This is a genomic window from Acinetobacter indicus CIP 110367 (assembly GCF_000488255.1).
Lineage (GTDB): Bacteria > Pseudomonadota > Gammaproteobacteria > Pseudomonadales > Moraxellaceae > Acinetobacter > Acinetobacter indicus.
Genome location: NZ_KI530753.1, coordinates 1 through 1022 on the forward strand (window position 1 = coordinate 1; position 1022 = coordinate 1022).

Sequence of the window (1022 nt, forward strand, 5' to 3'; positions counted from 1 at the left end):
AATGGAGTTCTACCGTCTTTTTTCCCTTTTTTAACGTGTCCCTTAGTCATTTCATGTTCTAAGCCCCATTTTGAAACGTAGTTACCTGCTTCATTGCCAGCTTGCAAATGTAATCCATGTTTTTGACTTGGTGCGCCTAGACCTGCCTTTAAGCAACAATGTTCCCAAACCTTAAACATATCTGCCTGCATAAGGGATAAAGAACCGACACCAATTGAATAAGGGATAAATAATAAAACGTGATAATGAGGGTGAAAACCGTTGTCGCCATGAGTGATTTCAAAGCATGAAATGTAATGCTCAATCATCCATTTTGAGAACATATTTTGAGATGCACGAACACCTTTGAAGAATTTTGAATATGCTTTTTTAAGGTCTTTTTTGAGTTGTTTAATATCAGTATGCGAATAATGGGGAACAGTTAATGTAAGAAGTAATACAGATCCGCCTTGTCCCTGCCACCAATCCATAGCTTCTTTTACTTCATTTTTACGATGCTCAGAAATAATTGCAGCGCATACTGGACAGCCCCAGGCATTGGCACATCGCATAATATTTGAGTAATTGGCTTTATTTCGGGATTTATTGAACATAACACCTACACCGTCATTTCTATCTACACGATTAAAAAAACAGTGTTGTGTACGCTCTCCCTTGAGTATTTTTCGAACTTTATTGAGAAGTTTGAAACGATCTCTTAATCTCTGAAAGCCTTGCTGTACAAGGATGGAGGAATTATCCGTATATTTAACAAGGGGCGCTCCAAGCTCGGGTGTCGGGCGTCGTTGTCGAAACTCCTCCTCCTTCCTCCGTCCTCGCTCAGAGCTACCACTTTGAAATTCTACATTTTGACCGTACAATGTATATCTCCTATGTACTTGACCGTGCAAACAGGATTCCAAAGCCCTAGTGAGTACCAGTCACTGGGGCTTTATTCTTATTCCTGCTTTAATTTTTCAGATGCAATTCCTAAACCTTCAGAAAGCATATTTGTTAAAACCTTGTTTTTATCTACGCCTTTT

At 39.2% G+C, this 1022-nt stretch carries 1 protein-coding gene; it reads right to left on the reverse strand.

The genetic code is table 11. The annotated features are described in order from the left end of the window. Positions 1 to 860, reverse strand: an 860-nt coding sequence (locus tag P253_RS04740; protein ID WP_023274412.1) for a protein rep, incomplete at its 3' end; no start/stop codon positions are given. Between the last annotated feature and the right edge of the window lie 162 nt (positions 861 to 1022).